The following is a 25,359-nucleotide window of genomic DNA, read 5'->3' as shown; positions in this document are numbered from 1 at the left end:
GGCTGAAGTCTGGCAACTGCTCACAATGTCGCTAGAAACTTACGTTTCTAGTAAATGAACGACAGTGTTCGCTGTTGCAGACTTCAAATCGCCCCACTCCGCTTTTCTTTGTCTAGCTACGAGGGGCAGGAGTTTGGTCGCTGTTCGCAATGCCACCTGAAGCTGTGCTTCAGGCAAGTAAATGGCATGGCTCACTGCGACAAACTCCTTAACGCCCCTCTTCGCTTTTCTATTATACTAAATAATGAAGGAAATTGGGTTTTGGAGGGTTATTTTGGGGGAGTGGGGGAGGTTGTCAAATTTTTCTTCAAAATAGAAAAAAATGAAGTCGTATTTGATTTTTTCTGTTTTTGTTATAAAAAACGTAAAAAAAAAAAAAAAACTAAGGTTTTGAGAAAGGTCTTTGTAAAAACTAAAAAGAATGTGGGATTTTGATTAATTTGCAACGTAAAAAAGAAAGCGGAGTCAATTTTATAATGAAAATCTTGACTTGTAGAGAGTAGTTTCGATAAAATTTTGTTAAAATGTAGAATTGTTGAAAAATGATGAGGGGTAAAAAAATGAGTAGAGTAGTAAAAGTTAGCGAGGAGTATGTCGCAATTTCTTATAAGGATAGGATTAAAAAAATTCCACGTGAATATTTTGGTGGCGTTGATATAAGTGTGGGCGATATTGTAGAAATCAAGAAAAATGGCCGAGAATTTACGATTTATCCCTCATATGACGGAATGGATTTTGCAACGGAGCCATATATTAGCACGAAGAAGATTGTTTTTTGGTTTATTCTCTTTTATCCGGTAGGATTTTATTTATTGTATAAGAGGAATCGGAAAAGTAAGTATGACCGCAAGGAAGTGGCGAAAAACGGCAAGACTTTTTTTACTGTTTCTTGTGTATTGCTTGTATTTGCAGGGTTAGGATTTTTCTCTTGTATAGCAAATGGGGAGTTTTCAACTGCGTTTTCAGCACTGGTTTATTTTGTGCCAGCAGGTTTGTTTTTGAATTATAAAGGCTCAAATATGATTGCTGAGGGAAAACGATATGATGCGTATTACACGCTTGTCGTCGGGCAGGAAGAAAGTCTTTTGAGAGAGCTTTCTCTAGCGACAGGCTATACAAAAGAGACGATTCGAGAAGATTTGGAGAGAATGATTGAGCTAAAGATTTTTGAGAGAGGGACGTATTTAGACGAGAGAATTGGTGAAATTGTTTTGCCAAATCGTAAAAGTTTTGCGACAAGAGAAAAAGAACGTTTGGCAACAGCGGTTTTCCATACTGTAAAATGCCCAGCTTGTGGGGCGAGCAAAAAGATTGAAGTTGGAAAAATTGACAAATGCGATTATTGTCAAAAACCGATTGGATGAAAGGAAAAAAATGAAGAAAACTATAAAGCTACCTTTAAAAATTTTATTTTCGCTTGCACTCTTGCTTTTTTTGACTGGGTGTGGGAAGAAAAGTGAAATTACGAGCTTTCAGGAGAATATAAAAGAGGGCATTAAGAAAAGTAAAGAACAGATTGAAGAAGATAAGAAAAATTTTGACGAGAAAAGGGACGCTATGAAAGAAGACTCGGAGAAATTTAAAGAAAAATTGAAGAAAATGAAAGAGCCGGAAAAGCGTTGATGTGGGTGATGTTAAAAAGTGAGGGGAATAGAAAATGAGTAAAATTTTAAGAATCAGAGAAGAAGTAGTTGTTGTTTCCTACAAGGACGGAGTGAAGAGGATTCCTAAGGAATATTTTGATTTTGAACCACAAGTAGACGATGAAATCGAAATTTACGAGAACGAAGATGATTTGATTATTCGCCGAGTGGAAAAGGAAGTGTTCAAGGAAAAAGAGGAAAGTTTGCCAAAAGCACCTAAAATTTCGGTTGCCAAAATGGAGGTGCCGAATTTTAAAGGAAAAAAACTTTTCAAGAATAGAAAGAAATTTACCTATATAGCCATTGCATTTGCTGTGATAATGGTAGGAGGAGTGTTCGCAAATCTTGGTAAGGAGAAGAAAAACGATTTGCCAGAAACCTCTGAGACGAGCGAGGTTGCTGAAAATACAGAGTTGAAGTTGGAAGTGCCAGCTGAGATTGAAGCAGATACAAACAATATTGCGACAATAAAAGGGAAAACAGAACCAAATGCGGAAGTTTCGGTAGGTATGGGGATTATTGGCGACAAGAAAGTGGCGGATGCGAATGGTGATTTTAGCCTGACGTACGAGCTTTCTGGCAGCAAAGAGAAAAACATCACAATCTATGCAATGTTAAATAATGAAACGAAAAGCACGAAAGTGAAAATTAAGCCGAATGCCAATCACTCAGCTGAAATTGCAAAGAAAAATGATGAAATGAAATTAGAAGTTCCCGCCGAAGTTCAAGTGGACGCAAAAGGTGTAGCGACAATCAAAGGGAAGACTACGCCAAATGCAGAAGTATCAGTAGGTCTTGGGATTCTTGGTGACAAAAAAGTAGCGGATACTAATGGAGATTTCACCCTAACTTATGAATGGAGCGGTAGTAGCGACACAACGATTACAATTAACGCTCAGTTAAGCGGTGGTGAAGTGAAGAAAAGTGCGAAAGTTAAGGTTAAGGCGAGTGGCACTTCCCAAAAAGAAACGGAAAAACCTACTTCACAAGCAACGAAATTTGAGCCGAAAGACGTTTCAGATACGACAATAAAATCTATTGCAACTTATAATGATTATATTACGATGTACGGGAAGATTATTGAAGATTATTACACAAACTATGAAAATGCAGTGAAAGGAACAATTCTCTGGGATGAGAAAACATTTGCTGAATTAAAGGCGGAGCAAAACAAATCACTTGAGGAATTGAAAAAAGAATACGGAGTAAAGGGAAATGCACCATTATCGTTTATGAAAGACGGCATTGTGGAGTTTTTGATTTCTTATCGAGATTCGCTAAAAGACGTTGTGAATGGCTTTAAAGAGAGCTTGGGAAATTAATTGAGTAGAAAAAACGGAGGACAACAATGAAACAAACAAGAAAAGAGAGAGTTTTACTAAGTTTAGCGGTTTTATTTCTGTTTTTAGGTGTTGCTTGTGGTGAAAAGAAAATTCCTGAAACTCATGCAGAAAAACCAAGTGTTGAGGAAGTCTTGAAAAAAGAAGTAAAGGAGACGAACGCACTTCTTGAACAGGCAAAACAATTATTTGATGAGAGTGAAGGGGCAATCAAAAAAGACCTTTCTCAAACAGAAATTGAAAAGATAAAATCAGCATTACTTGCCAATGAAAAAGATGTCGCAACAATTAGTGATGATAAGCACAAAGGGCTTGTTTCTGATTTTGAACAATCGGGCAAACAAATATCCGAACGACTTGTAAAAGCAGAAAAAATGCTAGTGGCTCAGGAGAAACTGAATCATTTATTTACGGCTGAAAAAGCGTTGAATGGTACAGAAGTAAGTTCTGAAAAGTTAGTTTTAGCTAGTGGGATTACAACAGAAAATCTTAATGAGGTCAAAGGGGAAATAAATGCTCTACCAAGCACCTCGTTTTCAGAAAATGCACGAAAACTTTTATCTGAGGCAGAAACGCAATTTTCCGCTTTAACCAATGCTGAGAATGCTGTAAAGGCGGCGGAAGAAGCAAAAACAGATGAGCAGAAGTTTTTAAATGCTCAAAATCTAGTCAATGCTCTTGTGAGTGAAGAGTACAAAGTGGATTTGAAAAATCGTCTAACTCCTGTTCAAACGCAGGTGGCTGAAAAGAAAAAAGCAGATGAAGCGTTACGCAAGCAAGAGGAAGCAAGACAAAAGGCGGAAGCAGAGGCTAAGGCTAAAGCGGAAGAACAGGCTCAAGCACAAGCGTTGGCTCAGGCTCAACAGGAACAACAAGCACAAAGTAATGAACAAGCACAAACAGTCTACGTTACACCGACAGGTTCGAAATATCATACGCATAAATGTGGAAACGGCACGTACAGCCCTACTACATTAGATGAGGCACAAGCCAGAGGTTTAACGCCTTGTAAAAAGTGTTTTGGCTAAGGAAAAATAAAAGCTACCCATAACAAAAACGCAGGAAGTCATTTTTTCAAATGTCCACTTCCTGCGATTTTTCTCTTAGTTAGCTTATTTTGTTTTTACGCAAAAACTATTTTCCACCAAAACTTTTTCGCCATATAGCTCAATTTCAAGAGCGGCACCTTGTTTTAGTGTTACTGTTACTTTGTCTGTTACTTCGATTGCAAGCAAGCGACCACGGTAGTTGATGTGGAACGCATAGCTATTCCATGTTTTTGGTTTAAATGGTGCAAAGCTAAGTGTTTCATTCCATGTTTTCATTTGGGCAAATCCTTGCACGATTGCAAGCCAGCTACCTGTCATGCTAGTGATGTGCAGACCGTCATCTGTGTCATTATTGTAATTATCAAGGTCAAGACGAGCCGTGCGTTCATACATTTCCACTGCTTTTTCTTCCATGCCAAGCTCAGCAGCGAGAATGGCGTGAATACTTGGAGAAAGTGAAGATTCATGCACGGTCATTGGCTCATAAAAATCAAAGTTCTTTTTCTTCTCCTCTATCGTGTACTCATTGCCAAAGAAATAAATCCCTTGTAGTACATCCGCTTGTTTGATAAAGCAAGAACGCAAAATCTTATCCCAGCTCCAATTTTGATTGAGTGGTAGATTGCTAGGGTCAAGCTGTGAAACACTCATCAAATCTTTATCCAAAAATGTGTCATGCTGAACAAATACACCCAATTCTTCATCTTTTGGATAATACATATTGTCGACAATATCCTGCCATTTTTTCACTTCATCAGCCGTTACACCTAAATCTTCTCTTGGGAATTTTTCAAGCATTTCGCTCGTATAACGTAACACCCAGCTGGCAATAGTATTGGTGTACCAGTTGTTGTTAATGTTGTTTTCGTATTCGTTTGGTCCAGTTACACCGTGAATCATATATTTTCCAGCACGCTTGCTGAAATGCACACGACAAGCCCAGAAACGAGCGACTTCTACTAAAACTTCAAGTCCTTCATTTTCTACATAACTCGTGTCTCCAGTATAATTGGTATAGTTGTAAATAGCATAAGGAATGGCACCATTACGGTGAATTTCTTCAAATGTAATTTCCCATTCATTGTGACATTCTACACCTGTGAAAGTAACCATTGGGTACAACGCACCTTTTAGTCCTTGTTGACGTGCGTTATGCTGTGCCTGTGGCAATTGGTTGTGGCGGTATTTCAAGAGATTGCGTGTTACGCTTGTGTCTGTCAAAGCCAAGTAAAGTGGAACGGCATAAGCCTCAGTGTCCCAATACGTTGCACCGCCATATTTTTCACCTGTAAATCCTTTTGGTCCAATGTTTAATCTTTCGTCCTCGCCGTAGTATGTGGCAAACAATTGGAACAAGTTGAAACGAATCCCTTGTTGAGCGGAATCATCACCAGAAATCGTTACATCTGCCATTTCCCAACGTTTTGCCCATTCGTCAATTTGTTCAGCCAAAAGTGCCTCAAAGCCTTTTTCAACAGAAGGAAGAAGAATTTCTTCTGCGGCAGCAACATGATTTTCTTCAGCTACATCACGGCTTGTGATGATGACTGTATTTTTGAAAAGTGTAACTTCCGTTTCGTTTTCAAAAACAAATACTTCTTTGCAAGCAAGTTTTTCTGTTGAAGTGATGCTATTTACCTCTGGAGAAGTCGTTGTTTTTGCCATAGCCGTTACGCTAAATTGTTCGACACCGAAGTTGTTTGGCAAAGTTTCGCTTGTAATGTATGGAAAAGGTGTATTGCCGACAGATTTCTCAATCCAAAATTGCTCGTCATAGTTGGCATCTAAATTATGCACGTTTCCGTCTAGTTTGCTTGTTAACTTGATGTTTGCAGGTTTGTCGGTTTTCACATTGATTTTTTGTACGCTCAGCTCTTTTGTAGCAAGCGAAAGAAAACGTGTAAATTCAAGTGTTGAGAGAACACCGTTTATCTCAACTGTATAGCGACGAGTTAAAACACCCGTTTGCATATCAAGCTCCAGATAAAAATCTTTTGGCTCCATTTTGGCTAAATCAACTTTTTCACCGTTGATTTCAATATCTACGGCAATGAAATTCACCGCATTGATTACTTTTCCGAAATATTCAGGGTAACCATTTTTCCACCAGCCAACACGTGTTTTGTCTGGAAACCAAACACCTGCGATATAAGTGCCTTGGTGCGTATCTCCTGAGTAGCCTTCTTCGTAATTTCCACGCATTCCCATGTACCCATTTCCAATAGAAGTGAGAGACTCTTGCAAGCGATGATCCTCATGAGAAATAGAAGTCGTTGCGATTTTCCAAGGGTGAATGTCAAAAAGTCTTTTGATATGTTGCATTTTATTGTCCTCCGTTAGATTGTGTGTAATAATTATTAGCTTCCTTTATTATACGTGCAATCGTTTGCGTTGTCAAATAGAAACTTTATCCATGTTAAGGAAGTTCATTTTGTGCAATCGTGTGCGTAAAAGAGAAACCACATTTTTTAAGGATAGGTGCTAGACAAAAAAATTGAAAGAGTGTTAAAATATGAGTAGTTTTAGAGGTACCCTTAATATAGAAAATTTTTAGGAGGAAGTAATGAGCTTTCAATTAATGACCGATACAACAAGTGATTTGAGCTTTGAATACTATGAAACACACGATATTTGCTATTTAGGTTTGACTGTTACGATGAACGGCAAAGAATATCACACCGAAGTAAAAGGGGAAATTGAAAACGATTGGTTTTTAAAACAATTGCAAGAAGGTGCCGAACCTGTTACCAGTCAAATCAATGTTGGGCAGTTTTTTGAGTTTTTTAGCCAATATGCGAAAGAAAATAAACCTTTGCTTTATTTAGCGTTCTCCTCTGGACTTTCTGGCACGTATCATTCGGCTGTGCAAGCTCGCACAATGGTTTTGGAAGAATATCCAAACGCAGAAATTCGAGTAGTCGATACGAAAATGGCAGCCAACGGTGAAGGATTAATCGTAGATAGAGCTGTAAAATTGCGAGATGCTGGCAAGTCAATAGAAGAAGTAGAAACAGAAATTCTCGCACTTTGCCCATATGTTCGAGCGTGGTTTACAGTAGATGACCTACATCACTTGGTGCGTGGGGGTCGTGTGAGCAAAGCGGCTGCTGTGATTGGTAGTTTGGTCAATATCAAACCGATTTTGGACGTTGACCCAGAAGGAAAATTGCGTCCGGTCGGGAAAGTACGTGGTCGCAAAAAATCACTCAAAACCCTTGCGGACAACATTGTAGCAGATTTGCCAAATTCTGAAGAACAAACCGTTTTTATCAATTATTCAGGCGACAAAGCGGCTGCGGAGGTTGTGAAAGAACAAATTTTGGCTCAAGCAAATGTGGCAGAGGTTCTCCTATTTCCGCTAGGACCAACGATTGCTACTCATACAGGTGTCGGCTGTGTAGCGGTTTTCGCTATCGGAGCAACGCCAAGAGTTTAACCTTTTGTTAGAATAAGATTAATTTTCCATGAGTTCTTACTTGCAATCAAGCAAGGGAAATGTTATACTCCTTTTGAAAACGAAAATAAATAAGAGATAGGAAATTAAATCTCTATGAGTTTGAGATGAGAGGAGTGGGCATCATGGAAATAACAATCGGAAAAAAATATACAGCTCTACCTATTGGTTTTAGAAGAAAAGTAACGGGAACAGTTTTAAATGTTTATGAAAATACAGTTGTTCTTGAAGTTGAAGAATATGAACAAGACGATAAATACTTAGTAGTTGAAAAACAGCACCGTGTTGTTGCTTTGAAAAATGAAATGACCGAGGCAAAACGAAAAGAAATGGTAGCATAAAAGAAAAGGAGTAAAATGATAAGTTTTACTCCTAGTTTACTTTAAGGGCAATTCTAAAAACTCACACTTATCCAAAATTTCTAGTTTTGACTTAAACGGAGTTTTTAGAGGTCCCTTAACAAAACGATCGTACTCGAAGTCATTTTGCTCAGAGTCATACAGTCGTTTTTCTTTTTTTATTGATGAAAGATTGTTATACTAGATTATTGAAATTGACCAAATAGCAAAGGAAATTTACCAAAATGAATTATTTTTTCACATATAGAACGAATATTCCAGAAAATATTGGTTTCGGTTTGTTTACGAAAACGCATTTGCTTATTTTGTGTTTTTTGACAATTATTGTTGCATTTTTCATTCAGCGATATTTGAAAATGAATGAACATCATCGTATGAACTTCAGGCGTCATGTTGTGATTGTGATGAGTTTGAGCGAGGCACTTCGTCAAGGGAGTTTGATTGTAACAGGACAATATGAGTGGAATGCCTTGCCACTTGATTTATGTGCGTTTGGCTGGATGGTGATGTTTTATGACGGTTTTCACTCGAATAAATATACGCAAGAAATTCTCTATTCACTCACGCTACCGGGAGCTTTTGCTGCGTTGATTACACCCAATTGGACGATTTATCCTGTGTTCAATCTTTATTCAATGCAGAGTTTTTTCATTCATACCGTATTGGTCGGGTATATTTTGATGCGACTTTTAGCAAAAGAATTTGTCCCGAATGCTCACGAACTTTGGCGAAGTGTTGTTTTCTTATTGATAACCGTACCAATTGCCATGATTGCTAATGCAAAACTTGACACGAATTTCTTTTTCTTAAATGTTGCAGCCCCTTCCTCGCCACTTGAGCCGATACAGCATATGTTAGGGAAATTTTATATCTTTGGTTTGCTTGTATTGCTTGCGTTTGCGTGGTTTCTACTCTATGCACCGTGGGAATTACGAGCGAGAAGGTTGGCTAGAGAAGTTCACGTTTGATAAGAATAAACAAACAAAAAATCGTTTAGAATGTCTACTCTAAACGATTTTTTTGGCTATTTATTTTTTCAATCCCTCAACAAATTCCGCTGATTGACTACCTGCTTGACGACCGAAGATGATGATGTCAGCTACGGCATTTCCGCCGATACGGTTTGCACCATGCAAGCCACCTGTTACTTCACCAGCAGCGAAAAGTCCAGTGATTGCTTTTCCGTCTTTGTTCAATACTTCTGTTTTTGTATTGATTTTCACACCACCCATTGTGTGATGAATGCCTGGAGCGATTTGGATAGCATAATAAGGAGCTTTTGATAAATCATTTTCCATTGCAGTTTTACGTCCGAAAGCTGTATCTTGCTTGTCAGCGACACTCTTATTCCACTCGTTGACGGTTGCCTCAAGTGCCTCAGCTGGAAGTTTAATTTTCTCGGCTAATTCAGCAATTGTTTTTCCTTCTACGACAAATCCTTGTTTTTCGTAAGTGGCGATTGCTTTCACACGTTCTTTCACACCAGAGTCAAGAATGAGGTAAGCTGATTTTTCTTTTGTTTCCAAAATTGCTTTTGATACTTTGTCGCGTGTTTCCATTTCATTGAAGAAACGTTTCCCCTCGCCGTTTACGAGGATTGCTCCTTCACCACGAACAGCTTCAGTGATAAGATAACCGTTTTTCTGCACGACAGTTGGGTGAATTTGGATTTGATCAAGGTCAACCGTTGCTCCGCCAAGAGCTTCAATCATCTTGATTCCGTCACCCGTGCTACCTTCTTGGTTTGTCGAAACATATCCTACCAAGTCAGGACGGTATTTTTTAATCATTTCTTCGTTTGCACCAAAACCACCTGTGGTTACGATGACAGCATTAGAAGAAATTTCTTTTTTGTCTTTTTGGTCAAATGTTACTTCTACACCAGAAATTTTTCCGTCTTTTTCGTTGATTTTTGTCACATCAGCATTGACGAAAAGAGGAATGTTGCGTTTGTGAATGTTTTCAAGCAAACCTTTCACCAAATAACCTCCGACAGCAGAACCGTCCGTTGGGCGATGTGTCCGTGTTACGCTCATGCCACCTGTGGTTGTCAAATTGTCAAGTTTCATTCCGTTTTGGTCAAGCCAGTCGATTGCACTTGCAGAATTATCCACGAAGAAACGGAGCAATTCTTGGTCATTTTTGCCACCGCCACCTTTTAGCGTTTCTTCAAAGAATAAATCTTTGCTATCTGTTACATTTTTTTCTTTTTCAAACTTCGTTTCAGCAGCGTTCATTCCAGCAGACGCTTTGAGTGTATTTCCGCCGGCAACAGGCATTTTCTCAAAAACAACAGGATTCAATCCTTTATCTTTTGCCTCGATTGCAGCCGTCATACCAGCTCCACCAGCACCAACGATAATCACGTCATACTTCTCTTTTAGCTCTTTTATGTCCGTATATTTCGCCTCAGATGCCCCGCTTGATACTTCTGATTTGCTAGAGCTACTAGAAGTTTTCGTTGAACTTGGTTTGTCAGGAGAACAACCAGTCACAAGAGCTAAGGCACTCAAAAGACTAAATGCCCCTAATAAAAATTTTCTTTTCATTTTAGATTCCACCTTCTCTATTAGTACTTCACTATTATGCGAGAAAAAGAGAGCGGTGTCAATGAATTTCTGTAAAATATTTGGGTTGTTAAGGTGGGTGGAATAAAGTAGTAGAAAGTACAAAAAAAGAGTACGCAAGTAACTGCATACTCTTATATTTTATTTTACTTCAGTAAAAACAACATGCTTACGCAATTTTTTAGAGTATTTTTTTAGCTCTAAGCGTTCAGGGTTGTTGCGTTTATTTTTTGAAGTTAGATACAAACGCTCACCGCTTGGCTTGTGTTCAAGAGTAATGTTTACACGCATGATTATTCTTTCCCTTCTACGACTTTACGACCTTTGTAATATCCTTTTAATGAAACGCGGTGGCTACGACGGTAATCACCAGTTGCTTCGTCAAATGAAATAGTAGGTGCTGATAATTTGTAATGTGTACGACGTTTGTTTTTCTTCGCCTTTGATGTACGACGTGCAGGTACTGCCATTTAGAAAACCTTCTTTCAATCCTTAAATTTTTGTCTTAAAACAAATTCTTAAATAGTTTACCATGCAAAAAGCACCTCGTCAAGTAGAATTACTTGACAAATTAAGGCAATCGACAAAAAAGGCACGAATGGTATAGTTTTTGGGTAAACTTTTTTCCGTAAAAAGTACCCTCCTGCGTAGAGTAAAGCGAAAAGTGCAGCGGTAAAAATAAGCGTGCCACAAAAAAATTTGCCAAAGAAAAATGCCCAAATGCCTACCAGCCAAAAATCTCCCTCACCGACACCTAAGGGAAAAAAGTAACAAACAAGAGCGAACGCAAGAAAAATTAAGGCTCTAGGCGTGTTCTCCATTTTCCAGAAAAAAGCAATCGCTGTTGCAAGTGTCATTTCGCACACGGACATCGAACGAAAACGAATGTCGTCATAAGAAAAACGTGCAGCAAGTAATATACAAAAGAAAATTTCCATGTGATTTCTCCTTGTGATTTTTCGTTAAAAATAAAGGTTGAAATAAATTTAACACCTTCATCTTAAAGATACGCAAAAATTCTGATATAATGGAGGGTGACTAAAGAATTTTTGGAGGAATTATGAAAAAAATAGCTTATCTTATTCCGATATTTCTATTATTAGTGCTTGCAGGGTGTAAGCAACAATCTGTTGGCTCAAAAGCTGCGGGCGAATTGTTTGTCAATCAGCTTGTCTATCAAAACAAGAGCGATGCCTTTCACAAGGAATTTGTGGAGGGGGAAAATTTAAATCGTGCGTTGAAAAGTACGACAAAGACGGTTATAGACGGATTTTTCAAAGATTTTGAAACGGCAACGAAGAATACTGATGCTGAAGTGATTGAACGTTTGAAGAAGAAATTGTTGACACAAATGGAAGTGAAAACGAAATTTCTTTCTCTTGAGAAATCAACGCCAGACCCGAATGTGCATACAATGCAATACCAAATTTTCGGCTTGAATTACGTTGCTACGCTGAAAAAAACGAGCAAAGAGGTGTTAGAGAAAATCTCTAAGGACAAGGAGTTGGCGAAATCTCCTGAGAAAGTAGATGAATTACTTGCGACAACGCTTGAAGAAAATTTCTCAAGCATGGAGGCGAGCGGTCAACCTCTTTACACGGAGCTAAATTTTTCAGAAGAAAACGGAAAATGGTATGTTTTGCGTAATCAAGAACAAAAAATCAAGGATATTTATATCATGTTTTTGACAGGTGAAAAAAGTGAAACTGATTTTATCGAAAAGGTGAAAAAGGAAATCGGAAGTACAAACGAGGAAATTCACAAAGAAATGGAAAAGTCGAAAGAAAATCCTAGTGCGACTTCGGATTTGGATATTCAAGCAATAAATAACGGTGATTTTGCTACACTTGTCGGTACGTGGGTGAACGGAAAAGGCGAGACGTTGGTGATTAACGCAAACGGCACAACGGATAAAGGATATAAAATAACAGCAATAAAAGACTCGGATAAGACGAGTAAAGTGCCGTGTGTAAATCTCAGTTCAGACGGTGCGACTGTGGGGTTGGGAGCAATAGGTCTGTTCAAAATTGGTTTTTCTAATCCTGCTGGTGATACTTCGGACACCTCAAAGGCGAGATTGATATTATCTATGCAAGCCGGAAATTATCCAAAAGAAAATTATTATTATCGCAAATAAAGGCACATTTTTTGTTTGAAATCCATTTTAGCGTTATACTATAAGGGTAGCAAATGTTGAAAAAATGGAAAATACAGGAGGTATTCAAATGAAATATGTAAAAACAAAAGCAGTTTTGAATCAAGCGGTAGCGGATCTTTCAGCGTTGTCAGCGTTGATTCACCAAATTCATTGGTATATGCGTGGAGCGAATTTTTTGAAACTACATCCTAAAATGGATACTTATATGGATGAGGTCAACGAGCAGTTAGACGAGATTAGCGAGCGTTTGATTACGATTGACGGTAGTCCTTATTCTACTCTGGCGGAATTTGCAGAGCATACAAAAATTAAACTTGAAAAAGCGGATTGGACGACACCAACGGAAAAACGTTTTGAGGAACTTGTTGCAGCTATGCGTTATATGACAAGTCTTTATCAAGAAGGGCTAGATGCAAGTGATGAAGAAGGCGACGACGTGACAAACGGCATTTTCGCTGACGGCAAAGGATATTTTGAAAAAACGATTTGGATGTTACAAGCAGAGCTTGGCTTGGCTCCTAATATTGATGCGTAAAAAAACGAAAAGGCAGAGTGAAATTCTCTGTCTTTTTTTGCGTTCGGTGGAAAAATGCTGGAAAGAAAGGGAATAAAAGGGGTATAAAATGAAAAAAAACCAGAATTTACTTTTAAGATAGGGAAAAAATCATAAAAAAAGATGTGTGATGTTTTGTTAGAATGAAGAAAAAATGTGATGAAATTAATAATATGGCTTGCAATTTATATATATATATATAATTAAGAGGTATTGTATAAAATCTATAATTAGAGAAAAGCATACATACTAACAAAATGATGAGGAGGTGAAATCTATGAGAAAAGCAGCAGTAGTAATTGACGGTATTGTTGGAGCGTATTGTTTGTTGATTGTTTTGACGACATTGTTGAGTGGGGTTGCAGATGTTTTTGCAGGAATTACAGCCACTTTAATTTTGCTAGGTTTTGTAAAATTTATCTTGGCAATTCTTGGAATTATTTTTACAGCAATTAGCAATAAAGAACTTCCAAAACCGACAGGAGTATTATTCATTTTAATGAATGTTTTCTGTTTGATTCCGCTTATTGGAAACTGGATTGCGGCAGTTTTTGCAATTATTGGTTTTGCTATGTTTTTATCGAAAAACGGTGAGTTTTAATTTAAAAACATAGTATCGTTTGCAAAACAAAAGGTTCACAAAAGAAAGCTCTAGGAAAAGAAAGATAATCTGGATTTTCTTGGAGTTTCTCTCTTGGGACTTTATTTTGATACATAGCGAAAATAAAAAACGGAGGAAATTTGCAATGAGTAGAGAGCAAGAAAAAGAAGAAAGACGGAAACGTCTTGCCCAGTTGGCAGGTGAAGAATTTGCAGAAAAGCAAGTTGCACAAAAGAAACAGGAAAAATCTGTTAAAGAAGTGAGTGAAAACGTAGAAGTGGCGAGTTTTAAGGCGAAAACGAATCAAGAGCGGAAAGGGAATTCTGGTTTTGCGATTACGGCATTGGTGCTGGGAATTATCGGTGTGCTTGGTTGTTTGATTCCGATTGTGAACAATGTTTCATTCATTTTCGGTATTCTAGCATTTATTTTCGGGTTAATCGCTATTTTGCGTGCGAAGAAAACAAATGTTAAAAATGGTCTAGGTAAAGCTGGTTTTGTTTTGTCGATTGTGACGATGATTGGTGTTTTTGCCTCGCAAGCACTTTATAGTTCAGTTTTAGAGAAAGCGAGTGACGAAATTGAAAAAAACTTGAGCAGTGTTTCGGATGAATTGCCAAAAACAGCTCAGACGACCGAAAGTTCGCAAGAGGAAAGTGAGGAATATTATTTCCGTGACAACGTGGCACAGACAGAGAAAGCAAAAATTGAGATTGTAAACCACGAAGTTCTCCAACCGAATACAGAGAGAAATAGCGGAGAAAAGCCGCTAATTGTGTTTACTTATAAGGTGACGAATACTTCTGGTGAGGATGTGAAAGCGTCTTGGGAATGGAGTTCTGCTTTTGATGCGTATCAAGACAACGATCCTAATCGAGAAAATAAGTTAGAAGTGTCTTATATTTACGGTTTATTTGACGACAAATACAATCAAGGAAACGATACTATCAAGAACGGTGGTACAGTAGAACATCAGGAAGGTTACGAATTGACCGACGAAACCACCCCTGTAACGTTAAAATGTAAAGCAACGATGTTTGGAGATGAAATAGGTTCACAAGATTTTGCGATAAAGTAGTGGGTAAAAAGATTAAAAACGTGAAAATGTCAAGTTTGAAGTTTTTGTGTTTTGTATAGAAAATAATAGATTTTATGAAAAAGGAATTTGGAAGAATAGAAGAAATTTCCTGTAAAATGGAAGTTTTTTCTTTCTATAAAGGAAAATGCAATTTCAAAAAACGATAGAAAAGAGGAAGTATTCGACAAAACATTAAATTAGAATGTGATGAAAATGTGATAAAAATAGTGAAAACAATTGCACAAATATATATATATATATATATATATATAATTAAAGGAGGTTATGTCAAATAGAAAATTAGAAAGATTTGGCATGATGAGTGAGGGATTAGGTGGGAGAGAGAAACTAGGAAATTTTGGTGTGCTTTTTGAAAAAATAGAAAGAAAGTGTGGGATTTTATGAACAGAGAACAAGAAAAAGAGGCGAGAAAACAACGGTTAATGGCATTGTCGAGTGAAACAGAGGCGAAAGTACCAGAGAAAGTTACTACGACACCAAAAGTTGCAAAGAAAAAGAATGGGAGTAGTAAGACACAGACTGCTACAAAGGTATTGCAACAAGCAGCAACAACACCGTTTAAAATGTTAATGCAAACCGTTTTGAATTATGTCGTGCTAATTGCAATTCTCGCTGGACTGGCATTTGGAGTGATAGCTTTAGGTATTCCTGCGTTCAAATCGCTTTTCCAAGCAACTTCTCCTTGGGCAGAGCAACGGCAAGAAATAGCTAAGAAAAATAATGTTCGAGATGCGTATTCAGCGATTGCTGGGAGTGATGTTGGGGTTATTTCTCAAAATGGTATTTTAAAGTGGTTTAATAGCAAAGAGGCGAAAGAGATTGATATTTCTTTGCCTAAGTTAATTAATTATTCTCCGTTATTTGATGATGACAGCGATAGGAGTGGAATAAAACAAGTATTCGAGGACTCAATCAATGAGGAAATGAATAAATCAACGGACGTTTATAAAATCTATTATGACGGTAGCTTACTTGCGACTTATGCAAACGGAGTGAAGAAGAATAGCTCGAATGATTTAAATTTAACAACAGATGTCAAAGCTGAAATTAAAGACGATTTGGTAAAGAAAATTGGAATGAAAAAGAAACTTACATTTAAAAATTGGAGCAAGCGAGGCGGGCAAGAACTTGTTGAGTTTAACCTTGATGAAAAGAAAAAAGAAGTGAATATCATTGGTGAAATTGATGTTGAGGGGAAAGTATTTTTCCTATCAGACCGTTATAATTTATCAGTGACTTACAAAAATACGGGTGGTAAATGGGAAATCGTTGAAAATACATTGAAAGTAGAGAAAAGCAAATGACAATATTTCAAAATAATCCTAGGTCAAAATTTTTCGTGCTAATTGTCATTGCCCTTGTTGCTTCAGCAGTTTTGGGTTATGGTAGATTTAGCAAAATTGAGGCTAAGAAACAAGCGTTAAATTTGGATGGTTTATTTGTAAACATCCAAGGTGTAGATGTGAAAACGGTCAATAGCGGATTTTTCAGCGATAAGCCGTATGAAAAAATTACAATAAAAATTCCTTCGTTGGCATCAAAAGGAGATGACGCGACTAAAGAGGGAGCAGAGAAGGTCAATCAAATAATTGATCGTGAAAAACTTGGTGAAGGTTTTACGAAATGGCTAAAAACAATCTTTAATTCCAAAACCGCACGTCAATACACAGACGACATCGAAGTCTGGTATCGAGATGATAAGATTATAGATGAAAAATACAAATAACCCCAAAAACGTATGGAAAACCTCCATGCGTTTTTAATCTCCCTTTTAAAAATAAATAAAAACACCAACAAAGCACAAAATTCTCCGCAAAATTTTCTATCTTCCTGTATAATAAAGGTAAGAAAAGTTAGAGAAGGAGCGTACAATCATGAAAAAAATTCGTTTTGTTGAAACCGTTTTGCGTGACGGTCAGCAGTCTTTGATTGCTACACGTATGAAAACGGAGCAGATGACACCGATTTTGTCGAAAATGGACAAATGTGGTTATCATGCAATGGAAGTATGGGGAGGAGCAACTTTTGACTCTTGCCTACGTTATTTGAATGAAGACCCATGGGAGCGACTTCGTGTGATTCGCAGAAATGTCAAAGACACCAAGTTACAAATGCTTTTGCGTGGGCAAAATATTTTAGGGTATAAAAATTATTCTGATGATGTCGTTGATTTATTTGTCAAACGAGCGATTGAAAATGGTATTGACATTGTGCGGATATTTGATGCACTCAATGACGTGCGGAATTTAGAGCGTGCCGCTTACGCAACGAAAAAGTATGGCGGCGAATGTCAGTTGACGATGAGTTATACAAAATCTCCTGTTCACACGCTAGATTATTTTGTCACTCTTGGCAAACAGCTTGTGGATATGGGAGCAGATTCTCTTTGTATCAAGGATATGGCGGGCATTTTAATGCCTCAAGAGGCATTCGATTTGGTTTCAGCACTGAAAAGCGAGATTGATCTTCCGATTGATTTGCACACTCATGCGACGAGCGGAATTAGTGAAATGATGTACTTGAAAGCAGCAGAGGCAGGTGTTGACTACATTGATACCGCAATTTCACCGTTTGCAGGAGGAACCAGTCAGCCACCGACAGAATGTTTGCACCTCGCATTGAACAACGCTGGTTTTGACACAGGGCTTGACACGGAAAAATTGGTGGAAGTAGCCGATTATTTCAAACCTGTGCGTGATGAATTTCGCCAAAATGGTATTTTAGATGCCAAAGTGCAAGACGTTGAACCAAAAACGCTCAAATACAAAGTGCCGGGCGGAATGCTTTCCAATCTTTTGAGTCAGTTGAAACAACAGCACTTAGAAGAAAAATTTGAGGCAACGCTTGAGGAAGTGCCTCGTGTGCGTGAGGACTTAGGTTTCCCACCACTCGTTACCCCGCTTTCTCAAATGGTCGGTATCCAAGCGGTGATGAATGTAATCACAGGAGAACCGTACAAAGTTGTACCAACGGAAATCAAGGAATACGTGGAGGGGTACTATGGTCAACCTCCTGCTCCGATTGATGCGGAAGTAGCGAAGAAAATTATTCACGATATTTCCCCAATCACCTGCCGCCCTGCCGATTTATTGTCGCCACAAGTCCCAGCACTTCGTGAAGAAATCGGCAATCTCGCCAAAAACGAGGACGATTTGCTCATCTATGCACTATTCCCTGCGATCGGCAAGGAATACCTCGAACGGAAAAACATCGACTTCTTTGATATTCCGTTTGATCCGATTGAGATGAGTTTGACTTAATACTGAAAAATCCTTTTACTTAATATAAAAGTGAAAGGATTTTTTTCTACAAAAACCCACACAAAAATTCTAAAAAAGTGTTAAAATAAAGAATACATTTTCAAAAAAAGAGGGAAGACATGAAGATTTATCGACAATTATTTTTTATTCTTTTTTTCTCATTTCTGGGGGAAAGTGTTTCGACAGTTTTGAAATTGCCGATTCCGGGGAGTATTTTAGGGATGATTTTTCTTTTTATTGCACTGGAAACCAATTTACTAAAAGTTGAGGACATTAAAGAAGTTGGTGAGTTTTTGCTTGGGAATATGACGATTCTTTTTTTGCCCGCAGGTGTGGGCATTATGGCACAATTTCACGTCATTGCAGGGAAATGGTGGCAGATTGCTTTTATTATCATTTTTGCACTTGTGCTGAATATCGTAATTGTGGGTAAAATAGTAGAATTTGTCAAAGTGAAACTTGAAGGTGATTATGAGGAGGGAGACAATGCTTGAAGTAACGAGTAATCCATTGTTTGGTTTGGTGTTATCTATTTTTATGTATTTGTTAGGGGTGAAAATCAATCAACGTTATCCTCATCCGCTCACAACACCGTTATTATTTGCAACGGTTGGGATTATCATTTTCTTGAAATTGACAGGAATTTCTTATGAAGAATATTATAAAGGTGGAAGTATGCTCAATACGTTGATTGCACCGAGTACGGTGGCGTTAGGGCTTCCTTTGTATAAAACACTCCATTTGATGAAACATCATTTTCGTTCGATTATGCTAGGAATTGGTATAGGTGCCGTTGTCAATGTGATAGCAACAGCGATATTTGCACGATTTTTTGGTTTGGAAAAAATCGTGGCACTCTCCATTTTCCCAAAATCAGTGACCACAGCAATGGCAGTAGGTATTAGTGAAAAAATGAGCGGTATTGCGACAATCACGCTTGTTTCTGTCGTAGCAACAGGAATTTTGACGAGCGTTATCGGGGCGAATGTGTTGAAATGGTTTAAAATTGAAGACCCCGTTGCACAAGGAATTGCTCTTGGTGGGACAGGACACGCAATTGGCACTGGAAAAGCAATGGAATTAGGTAAAGTACAAGGAGCGATGTCTGGTTTGTCGATAGGTATTACAGGAGTCGTTTATGTTGTTGTCGCTCCCTTAATTGCGAATATTTTTCTATCTTAGTTGAGAAAGAATGGATATATGGGCACCTCTAAAAACTCACGCTTATCCAAAATTGCTAGTTTCCCGATTTTCTTCGTCAATCTCCTCAACCTATGAACCACATAAGTTTCGTCGATTTCCTCGAAAATCAAAAAACTATCTAATTTTGGCTTAACCGGAGTTTTTAGAGGTGCCCATATCTTCTAAAAGTGTAGGCTTTTAAAACATCTAAAAAATAAAAGTGGAGTTCAAGGGGAAATTCTTGAAACTCCGTTTTTCTTCTGTTACCTTTAAGAGAGGAATCCATAATTTTATGTAGAATACGAACTCTACGATAGGGGAGAGGGGAATATGTTAAATTTAATCATACATTTTTTTGAAATCGCATTAGAAAATATTGAGCTTTCGATTATTATTTTAGATGTTCTTTTGGCTGCGATTATTGTGTTTCGTGGGCGAAAGCAGACTTCAAGCATTTGGGCATGGCTATTGGTTTTGTTATTTTTACCAGTTGTAGGCTTTTTTCTCTACCTCTTTTTAGGGCGAGGTATTAGCAATACAAGGCTTTTCGATTTGAAAATGCAAAATCGTATTGGGAATTTAGAAGAAATGCGTTTGCAACAAGAAGAAGTAGCCGCTGGAAAAATTCCACAAGCACGAACAGGGAAAGTAGATGTAAGCAGTTTGGTGTATATGCTGACGGCAAATGAAAAAGCTCTCTATGCAAACGAGGCAACGCTTGAAATTTTCACAGACGGTCGGGCGAAATTTGATGCACTTATTCAAGACATTCGTAAGTCGAAACATCATATTCATTTTCAATATTACATTTTCCGCATGGATAATCTAGGGAAAGAAATTTACCAAGAACTGCTCAAAGCACAAAAACGTGGTGTGAAAGTGAGAATGTTGCTTGACGCTTGGGGAAGTAATGATGTGAAAAAACGTCATTTCAAGGAGCTGACCAATCTTGGTGGACGTGTTGTGTTTTTCTTTCCGCTTTTTCTCCCGTGGATAAATCCACGTTTGAACTATCGCAATCACAGAAAAATTGTCGTGATTGACGGAGAAGTTGGTTATACTGGCGGGTTCAATGTTGGTGATGAATATTTAGGCAAGAAAAAGAAATTTGGTTACTGGCGAGACAATCATTTGCGAATGACAGGCGAAGGTGTGTATTCTTTACAAAATAGATTTATCATGGACTGGAACTCGCAACACATTAACGAAATCAAGCGACCAGAAAACTATTTCCCTCCGATTCAGAAAAAAGGCGATACTCATCTTCAAGTCATCACGAGTGGACCAGATTCTGAAGAAGAACAAATCAAAATGACGTATTTAAAGATGATTAATTTGGCGAAAGAGGAAATTTTGATTCAAACGCCGTACTACATTCCTGATGAGTCTATTCATCAAGCGTTGAAATTGGCATTGATTAGTGGTGTAAAGGTGAGAATGCAAATTCCGAATAAGCCAGACCACCCTTTTGTGTATTGGGCGACTTATTCATTTGCTGCGGAACTTTTGAGTTATGGTGCGGAAATTGAAACGTATGAAAAAGGGTTTATTCATGCAAAAACGATGATTATTGATGCAGGAATTGCAAGTGTTGGCTCGGCAAATATTGACAACCGAAGTTTCCAGCTGGATTTTGAAGTGAATACCATTATTTACGAAGAAAAATTTGCAAAAAAACTACGCAACGCATTTTTCCAAGACTCACGAGATTCCAAACGATTGACACAAGAGCTTTACAACAATCGAAAATTGTTTATAAGATTCAAAGAAAGTTTAGCAAGGTTAATCTCACCACTATTATGATTAAAAATAGTTGATAGAAATGTTTGATTTTCCACGTGTTTCAAAGTATGATTTGATAGTAAAGGGTACCTTTCAAAATTAAATTTAGAAGAAAGAAGTATAGAAAATGAAAAAATATTTGTTATTCGCAGCAGCAACGCTTTCTCTTGTTGTCGCAAGTGGTTGTGCAAAATGGATTGACAAAGGTGAATCGCTCACAGCAGTAGGTTCAAGTGCTTTGCAACCTCTTGTTGAAAGTGCAGGCGAAGAATACGAAAGTGAACATCCGGGGATTTTCATCAATGTTCAAGGTGGAGGAAGTGGAACGGGACTTTCACAAGTGCAAGCTGGAGCCGTAGATATTGGCAATAGCGATTTGTTTGCAGAAGAAAAAGACGGGATTGATGCAACAAAACTCGTTGACCACAAAGTTGCAGTGGTAGGAATTGCTCCTGTTGTCAATAAAGAGGCAGGAATTACCAATTTGAGCATGGAAGAGCTGAAAAAAATCTTTCTCGGCGAGATTACTAACTGGAAAGAAGTCGGCGGAAAAGATCAAAAAGTCGTTCTCCTCAATCGTGCCACAGGTAGTGGAACACGTGCAACATTTGAAACGATTGTACTTGGAAAAGGAAAAACTGCGAAAAAATCACAAGAGCAAGATTCTTCAGGTATGGTAAGACAAATCGTCAAAGACACACCGGGGGCGATTAGTTATCTTGCGTTTAGCTATATCACAGATGATTTAGTAGAGATTTCTATTGACAACGTTTCGCCAACAGACGAAAATGTAACCACAAACAACTGGAAAATCTGGTCTTACGAGCATATGTATACTAAAGGCGAACCACAAAAACTAACAAAAGAATTTTTAGCGTATATGTCCTCAAAAGAAGTACAATCAACGCTTGTGAAACAACTTGGTTATATTCCAGTTCACGACATGAAAGTGGAAAAAGACGTTGAAGGAAATGTAGAAGAGCTAAAAGAATAACGGCATTTACAATTTCTTTACAATTAATTAACGTGAAACTAAAACTATCTTGTTATGATAGTAAACGATTGTGATATATCAAAAAACAATGAGTGTATTCATTGTGGAATGAAGGAGTAATTCTTGTGGAAAATATTCAGAAACAGCTACTCACAAAATCAAAAAGAGCAAAAATGGAACAAGTCGGGAAAGTGCTAAGTTTCATTTGTATCGCTCTTATTGTTCTAGTTGTATTTTCGATTTTTTACTTTGTCGCAAGCAAAGGACTTGCTACATTTGTCGGAAAAGACAGGGTAAATATTTTTAGCTTTTTATTTGGGACAGACTGGAATCCCTCGCAAGTAGGGGCTGACGGCAAACGTCTTGTTGGAGCGTTGCCAATGTTTTTAGGATCGTTTATCGTTACTTTCCTCTCTGCAATTGTTGCAACACCATTTGCGATTGGAGCAGCAGTGTTTATGACGGAAATTTCACCTAAGAAAGGCTCAAAAATTTTACAGCCTGTTATTGAATTGTTGGTCGGTATTCCGTCCGTTGTCTATGGTTTTATCGGTCTGTCCGTTATCGTACCGTTCATCCGTGGTGTTTTCGGTGGAACAGGTTTTGGTATTTTATCTGGGACTTTTGTGTTGTTTGTTATGATTTTGCCGACGGTTACTAGTATGACTGTTGATGCACTAAAAGCTGTGCCGAGATACTACCGCGAGGCCTCTCTTGGGTTAGGGGCGACACGCTGGCAAACGATTTACAAAGTTATTCTTCGTGCAGCAGTTCCCGGAATTTTGACAGCCGTTGTCTTTGGAATGGCACGTGCATTTGGTGAAGCTCTTGCGATTCAAATGGTCATCGGAAACTCAGCGGTTATGCCAACAAGCCTTACTACACCAGCTGCGACACTTACTTCTATTTTGACCATGGGGATTGGAAACACGATTATGGGAACAGTGGAAAACAACGTGCTTTGGAGTTTGGCATTGTTACTCTTACTTATGAGTTTAGTCTTTAATATTATTATCCGCATGATTGGGAAGAAAGGAGAGATGAAATGATGAGTCCAAAAAAGGCAGATAAAATTGCAACAGGTGTGCTTTATGGTGTATCAGGTGTGATTTGTATCATTCTTGCAGCAATGATTTGTTTCATTCTCTTTCGTGGATTGCCACATATTTCATGGCAATTTCTAACAGGAAAAGCGGAAAGCTACAAAGTAGGTGGAGGAATTGGGATTCAGCTATTCAATTCTATTTATCTATTGCTTGTGACCATGCTTATTTCATTTCCTATTTCTCTTGGTGCAGGAATTTATCTTTCTGAATATGCCAAGAAAAATTGGTTGACCGATGTCATTCGTACGTCGATTGAAATTTTGAGTTCACTACCTTCCGTTGTTGTTGGTTTGTTTGGTTTCTTGTTCTTCGTTGTGCAAATGGGGTATGGATTTTCCATTATTTCTGGAGCATTGGCACTTACGCTTTTCAATCTTCCATTGATGACGAGAAATGTTGAGGAAAGTTTACGTGCAGTGCCATTTACACAACGTGAGGCAGGGTTATCTCTTGGGCTTTCTCGTTGGGAAACGGTGATTCATGTCGTGATTCCTGAAGCATTGCCGGGAATTTTGACAGGGATTGTATTGTCAAGTGGACGCATTTTTGGTGAGGCGGCTGCACTTATCTATACAGCAGGTCAATCAGCACCTGCACTCAACTGGTCAGATTGGAACCCACTTTCAGTGGCAAGTCCAATTTCTATTTTCCGTCAAGCAGAAACACTAGCCGTTCACATCTGGAAAGTCAACTCAGAAGGAACCGTTCCAGACGGAGCACAAGTTTCAGCTGGAGCAAGTGCCGTTTTGATTATCGCAGTTTTAATCTTCAACTTCGGTGCACGTTTCTTAGGAAAAAAACTACATTCAAAACTAACATCAGCTTAACAAGAAAAGCGAAGTGAGGCGTTTTGAAGTCTGTGGCAGTGAGCCGTGCCGTTCACTTGCTCGAAACGAAGTTTCGAGCGGCACTGCGAATAGCCACCAGACTTCAGCCTCACGTAGCTAGACAAAGAAAAGCGAAGTGGGGCGTTTTGAAGTCTGTGGCAGTGAGCCGTGCCGTTCACTTGCTCGAAACGAAGTTTCGAGCGGCACTGCGAACAGCCACCAGACTTCAGCCTCACGTAGCTAGACAAAGAAAAGCGAAGTGGGGCGATTTGAAGTCTGTGGTAGTGAGCCGTGTCGTTCATTTACTGTTACACTTCGTTTCACATACAGTCTTTCTAAGAATCAAAGATTCTTGAAAGACTAGCATCGAAACGAAGTTTCGAGCGGCACAGCGACCAGTCACCAGACTTCAGCCTCACGCAAAAAATATTCATAAATAAGTTTTTGCAGTTTATAGCCAATAAAGGAGAACCAAAACAAATGGCAGATTACGATTGGAGTCAAAGGAATATTCTTGACCTTGCAGGTATGGGGAAAGAAATTGCTTTGCATACAGAGGATTTACACGTCTATTACGCTCAAAATGAGAGCATTAAGGGTGTAGATATGGCGTTTGAAAAAAATAAAATTACCGCATTGATTGGCCCAAGTGGAAGTGGGAAATCGACTTATCTTCGTAGCTTGAATCGTATGAATGATACCATTCAAATTGCGAATGTGACAGGAAAAATCATGTATAAAGATGTAGATGTCAATAGCGATCAAGCGGATGTTTATGAAATGAGAAAATATATCGGCATGGTGTTCCAACGACCAAATCCATTTTCTAAGTCAATTTATGACAATATTGCGTTTGCGGTGAATCGTCACGGGAAAAAGACGAAAGCTGAAATGGATGAAATTGTAGAAACAAGTCTTAGACAGGCGAGCCTTTGGGAACAAGTGAAAGATGAGCTGAATAAATCAGCACTTGCACTCTCAGGTGGGCAGGCACAGCGTTTATGTATTGCTAGAGCGTTGGCGATGAAACCTGATATTTTACTTTTAGATGAACCAGCGAGTGCGTTGGACCCAATTTCTACTTCGACAGTGGAAGAAACGTTATTGAATTTGAAAGATCAATACACGTTTATCATTGTAACGCACAATATGCAACAGGCGGCACGTATTTCAGATTACACCGCATTCTTTTATAGTGGCGATTTGATTGAATATGATGAAACGAAAAAAATCTTTACACGACCAAAATTACAAGCGACTGAAGACTACATCTCAGGACATTTTGGGTAAAAAGAAAAGCTACGAGGTGCGTTCAGGAGTTTGCGACAGCGAACTATGTCGTTCATTCACTTGAAGCGTTAGCTTCAAGCGACATTGAGAGCAGT

Annotated in this window: 28 protein-coding genes; 22 read left to right on the top strand and 6 right to left on the bottom strand. The window is 38.4% G+C overall.

The genetic code is table 11. The annotated features are described in order from the left end of the window. Positions 1 to 39 precede the first annotated feature (39 nt). A complete protein-coding gene (locus B5D30_RS13800; protein WP_159443307.1) occupies positions 40 to 195 on the bottom strand; it encodes a hypothetical protein in 156 nt (51 codons plus the stop codon). Positions 196 to 560: 365 nt separating this feature from the next. Between B5D30_RS13800 and B5D30_RS11060 the strand changes: the two genes are divergently transcribed. Genes B5D30_RS11060 through B5D30_RS14120 form a run of 4 tightly spaced genes read left to right on the top strand, consistent with a single transcriptional unit; the run spans position 561 to position 4,011 of the window. Then, on the top strand, positions 561 to 1,364 hold the full coding sequence (locus tag B5D30_RS11060) for a hypothetical protein (RefSeq protein ID WP_078808133.1): 804 nt from the start codon (positions 561 to 563) through the stop codon (positions 1,362 to 1,364). 10 nt (positions 1,365 to 1,374) lie between these two features. Beyond that, complete coding sequence (locus B5D30_RS11055; protein WP_078808132.1) at positions 1,375 to 1,623, top strand: hypothetical protein; 249 nt, start codon at positions 1,375 to 1,377, stop codon at positions 1,621 to 1,623. A gap of 34 nt (positions 1,624 to 1,657) precedes the next feature. Further along, the gene (locus B5D30_RS11050; protein WP_078808131.1) at positions 1,658 to 2,965 is read left to right on the top strand and encodes a hypothetical protein; all 1,308 of its coding nucleotides are present in this window, start codon (positions 1,658 to 1,660) and stop codon (positions 2,963 to 2,965) included. Between the two features lie 26 nt (positions 2,966 to 2,991). Next, positions 2,992 to 4,011, top strand: coding sequence for a hypothetical protein (locus tag B5D30_RS14120; RefSeq protein ID WP_234984664.1), 1,020 nt, complete (start codon positions 2,992 to 2,994; stop codon positions 4,009 to 4,011). 84 nt (positions 4,012 to 4,095) lie between these two features. Here B5D30_RS14120 and B5D30_RS11040 read toward each other — a convergent pair whose 3' ends face one another. Continuing rightward, positions 4,096 to 6,354, bottom strand: coding sequence for a glycoside hydrolase family 65 protein (locus B5D30_RS11040; protein WP_078808130.1), 2,259 nt, complete (start codon positions 6,352 to 6,354; stop codon positions 4,096 to 4,098). A 241-nt stretch (positions 6,355 to 6,595) separates the two neighbouring features. Between B5D30_RS11040 and B5D30_RS11035 the strand changes: the two genes are divergently transcribed. The 3 genes from B5D30_RS11035 (at position 6,596) to B5D30_RS11025 (ending at position 8,813) form a co-directional block, all read left to right on the top strand. Next, on the top strand, positions 6,596 to 7,468 hold the full coding sequence (locus B5D30_RS11035) for a DegV family protein (protein WP_078808129.1): 873 nt from the start codon (positions 6,596 to 6,598) through the stop codon (positions 7,466 to 7,468). Between the two features lie 143 nt (positions 7,469 to 7,611). Next, positions 7,612 to 7,827, top strand: a complete 216-nt coding sequence (locus B5D30_RS11030) for a hypothetical protein (RefSeq protein WP_078808128.1) — start codon at positions 7,612 to 7,614, stop codon at positions 7,825 to 7,827. Positions 7,828 to 8,069: 242 nt separating this feature from the next. Continuing rightward, positions 8,070 to 8,813 carry a YwaF family protein gene (locus tag B5D30_RS11025; RefSeq protein ID WP_078808127.1) on the top strand — a complete coding sequence of 248 codons (744 nt, stop codon included), beginning with the start codon at positions 8,070 to 8,072 and terminating at the stop codon, positions 8,811 to 8,813. A 60-nt stretch (positions 8,814 to 8,873) separates the two neighbouring features. Here B5D30_RS11025 and B5D30_RS11020 read toward each other — a convergent pair whose 3' ends face one another. The 4 genes from B5D30_RS11020 to B5D30_RS11005 form a co-directional block, all read right to left on the bottom strand. Continuing rightward, a complete protein-coding gene (locus tag B5D30_RS11020; RefSeq protein ID WP_078808126.1) occupies positions 8,874 to 10,394 on the bottom strand; it encodes a flavocytochrome c in 1,521 nt (506 codons plus the stop codon). Between the two features lie 159 nt (positions 10,395 to 10,553). Then, positions 10,554 to 10,703, bottom strand: coding sequence for a 50S ribosomal protein L33 (gene rpmG, locus B5D30_RS11015; protein ID WP_078808125.1), 150 nt, complete (start codon positions 10,701 to 10,703; stop codon positions 10,554 to 10,556). Positions 10,704 to 10,705: 2 nt separating this feature from the next. Further along, positions 10,706 to 10,882 (bottom strand): 50S ribosomal protein L32, encoded by a 177-nt coding sequence (rpmF, locus tag B5D30_RS11010; RefSeq protein ID WP_078808124.1) that lies wholly within the window; start codon positions 10,880 to 10,882, stop codon positions 10,706 to 10,708. 57 nt (positions 10,883 to 10,939) lie between these two features. Then, positions 10,940 to 11,350: an A24 family peptidase gene (locus B5D30_RS11005; protein ID WP_078808123.1), complete on the bottom strand. Its 411-nt coding sequence runs from the start codon at positions 11,348 to 11,350 to the stop codon at positions 10,940 to 10,942. Positions 11,351 to 11,472: 122 nt separating this feature from the next. On the opposite strand from B5D30_RS11005, the gene B5D30_RS11000 reads away from it, so the two are divergent. The 15 genes from B5D30_RS11000 to pstB all read left to right on the top strand — a co-directional run bounded on the left by B5D30_RS11000 (position 11,473) and on the right by pstB (position 25,264). Next, positions 11,473 to 12,549 carry a DUF6287 domain-containing protein gene (locus tag B5D30_RS11000; protein ID WP_078808122.1) on the top strand — a complete coding sequence of 359 codons (1,077 nt, stop codon included), beginning with the start codon at positions 11,473 to 11,475 and terminating at the stop codon, positions 12,547 to 12,549. An 88-nt stretch (positions 12,550 to 12,637) separates the two neighbouring features. Then, positions 12,638 to 13,105, top strand: a complete 468-nt coding sequence (locus B5D30_RS10995) for a Dps family protein (RefSeq protein WP_078808121.1) — start codon at positions 12,638 to 12,640, stop codon at positions 13,103 to 13,105. 295 nt (positions 13,106 to 13,400) lie between these two features. After that, positions 13,401 to 13,724 (top strand): hypothetical protein, encoded by a 324-nt coding sequence (locus B5D30_RS10990; protein ID WP_078808120.1) that lies wholly within the window; start codon positions 13,401 to 13,403, stop codon positions 13,722 to 13,724. Between the two features lie 145 nt (positions 13,725 to 13,869). Next, complete coding sequence (locus B5D30_RS10985) at positions 13,870 to 14,802, top strand: DUF5067 domain-containing protein (protein WP_078808119.1); 933 nt, start codon at positions 13,870 to 13,872, stop codon at positions 14,800 to 14,802. Between the two features lie 401 nt (positions 14,803 to 15,203). Further along, the gene (locus B5D30_RS10980) at positions 15,204 to 16,127 is read left to right on the top strand and encodes a hypothetical protein (RefSeq protein ID WP_078808118.1); all 924 of its coding nucleotides are present in this window, start codon (positions 15,204 to 15,206) and stop codon (positions 16,125 to 16,127) included. Then, positions 16,124 to 16,549, top strand: coding sequence for a hypothetical protein (locus B5D30_RS10975; protein ID WP_078808117.1), 426 nt, complete (start codon positions 16,124 to 16,126; stop codon positions 16,547 to 16,549). The genes B5D30_RS10980 and B5D30_RS10975 overlap by 4 nt, the downstream gene beginning before the upstream one ends. A 148-nt stretch (positions 16,550 to 16,697) precedes the next feature. Beyond that, positions 16,698 to 18,083 (top strand): oxaloacetate decarboxylase subunit alpha, encoded by a 1,386-nt coding sequence (locus B5D30_RS10970; RefSeq protein WP_078808116.1) that lies wholly within the window; start codon positions 16,698 to 16,700, stop codon positions 18,081 to 18,083. A gap of 119 nt (positions 18,084 to 18,202) precedes the next feature. Next, positions 18,203 to 18,577, top strand: coding sequence for a CidA/LrgA family protein (locus B5D30_RS10965; RefSeq protein ID WP_078808115.1), 375 nt, complete (start codon positions 18,203 to 18,205; stop codon positions 18,575 to 18,577). Beyond that, entirely contained in the window at positions 18,570 to 19,265 is a 696-nt protein-coding gene (locus tag B5D30_RS10960) for an LrgB family protein (RefSeq protein ID WP_078808114.1), read from the top strand. Before B5D30_RS10965 ends, B5D30_RS10960 begins: the two co-directional genes overlap by 8 nt. A gap of 330 nt (positions 19,266 to 19,595) precedes the next feature. Continuing rightward, a complete protein-coding gene (gene cls / locus B5D30_RS10955) occupies positions 19,596 to 21,068 on the top strand; it encodes a cardiolipin synthase (RefSeq protein WP_078808113.1) in 1,473 nt (490 codons plus the stop codon). Positions 21,069 to 21,174: 106 nt separating this feature from the next. Continuing rightward, complete coding sequence (locus B5D30_RS10950) at positions 21,175 to 22,041, top strand: phosphate ABC transporter substrate-binding protein PstS (RefSeq protein WP_078808112.1); 867 nt, start codon at positions 21,175 to 21,177, stop codon at positions 22,039 to 22,041. A gap of 173 nt (positions 22,042 to 22,214) precedes the next feature. After that, complete coding sequence (gene pstC, locus B5D30_RS10945) at positions 22,215 to 23,090, top strand: phosphate ABC transporter permease subunit PstC (RefSeq protein WP_407675501.1); 876 nt, start codon at positions 22,215 to 22,217, stop codon at positions 23,088 to 23,090. Beyond that, positions 23,090 to 23,974 (top strand): phosphate ABC transporter permease PstA, encoded by an 885-nt coding sequence (gene pstA, locus B5D30_RS10940; protein WP_078808134.1) that lies wholly within the window; start codon positions 23,090 to 23,092, stop codon positions 23,972 to 23,974. Before pstC ends, pstA begins: the two co-directional genes overlap by 1 nt. A gap of 23 nt (positions 23,975 to 23,997) precedes the next feature. Continuing rightward, positions 23,998 to 24,330, top strand: a complete 333-nt coding sequence (locus B5D30_RS10935) for a hypothetical protein (protein WP_078808110.1) — start codon at positions 23,998 to 24,000, stop codon at positions 24,328 to 24,330. Positions 24,331 to 24,454: 124 nt separating this feature from the next. Next, positions 24,455 to 25,264 (top strand): phosphate ABC transporter ATP-binding protein PstB, encoded by an 810-nt coding sequence (pstB, locus tag B5D30_RS10930; RefSeq protein WP_078808109.1) that lies wholly within the window; start codon positions 24,455 to 24,457, stop codon positions 25,262 to 25,264. Positions 25,265 to 25,359 lie beyond the last annotated feature (95 nt).

Source organism: Pilibacter termitis (assembly GCF_900167335.1).
In the GTDB taxonomy this organism is placed as follows: Bacteria; Bacillota; Bacilli; order Lactobacillales; family Streptococcaceae; genus Pilibacter; species Pilibacter termitis.
This window is presented reverse-complemented; position numbering and strand designations above follow the sequence as displayed.